1 protein-coding gene is annotated in these 1,222 nt (G+C 60.7%); it reads right to left on the bottom strand.

What is annotated here, in order from left to right; translation table 11 throughout:
* The coding region (opgC, locus tag EOA33_RS36210) for an OpgC domain-containing protein (RefSeq protein WP_127407758.1) at positions 1–915 on the bottom strand (915 nt) is incomplete at its 3' end.
* Between the last annotated feature and the right edge of the window lie 307 nt (positions 916–1,222).

Here is a 1,222-nt window from a genome sequence, read left to right as displayed (position 1 = left end):
GAGGGGGACCGGATGGTCGGGGCGGGTGGGAAACGGGTGCGAGACAGCGGGCAGCGCGACGATGAGATAGCTCACCGCCAATATGTGCAGGAGCCTCGGCAGCGACAGGAATGTCTTGTCGAAGCCGGTCAGCACCACCGGCAGATCGAGCCAGGATATCCGGCCCCAGAGCGGACTGTGCACCCAGACGAGCGCCGTCAGTACATAGGCGGCGGCGGCTCCGAGCAGCCAGCGATTGACCGGAATCACGCCGCCGCGCCTGACATGCAGCATGGCGGCCAGGCCGATGTTGAACAGGAACTGCCAGGACAGCGGATTGAGGAACCAGAAACCGGGCTCCGGATAGTTGGGCGGCGCGATCTGCCAGATGCCGACGACTAGCCACAGGGCTCCCGACAGAACAAGCGCCGGCACCGGCCGGTAGCTGATCAAAAGCAGGAAGGCCGGCGCCAGCAAAAGCAGCACCGCGTAGACCGGCAGGATGTTGTTGTAGCCGAGCTGGTGACCGAGCGTGACGATGCCGACCAGGACTTCCGGTGTGTTCTTCATCAGCGGCTCGATGTTGATCAGTTTCAACAGCTCAGGCCGCCTGGCGAACACCGCGGCGGCGCAGAACAGCGCCATCACCGCCATGGTCGTGACGATATGGGCAACATAGAGGACGCCGGCGCGCCGCCACATCTTCAGCGTCGCCAGCAGCCGGCCGCCGGACTGGAATTTGCTGCCGTAGGCGAGCGCGACCGACATGCCGGAGATCAGCACGAAGGCTTCAGCCGCGTCCGAGAAGCCGAAATTCTTGTAGGTCAGCGTCTCGAACATCGTGCCGGGCACATGATCGATGAAGATGGTGAGCAGCGCGAGCGCGCGAAACACATCGATACGCGTATCGCGTCCGGGCGAAACTGGCATGGTCATCGACAAAAGGCCTCAAAGCTGGTCGTTCATTGGGGCAATGCGACCCCCGGCGCACCGCTTTGATTCCTCCCGTGGCGGAGTGTATCGGCGCAGAAACGGTCTGAAGTAAGCCTGGTTCAATCAACTTTCGCGGAGCAAGAAAATATTCCGTTTTGAAGCCGGCAAATCAACGAATCTATCATAAAATCAAAAGGATATAAGCGTGTCCGAATATACCGGCAAAACTGCCGTCCTGCGTGACTTGAGCTTCCCTTACCGCTTCACACAGCCAACAGAGGCAAGCGGCGAATGCCTGTTCCTGCTACAC

The sequence above is a fragment of the Mesorhizobium sp. M4A.F.Ca.ET.050.02.1.1 genome, assembly GCF_003997725.1.
GTDB lineage: Bacteria > Pseudomonadota > Alphaproteobacteria > Rhizobiales > Rhizobiaceae > Mesorhizobium.
This window is presented reverse-complemented; position numbering and strand designations above follow the sequence as displayed.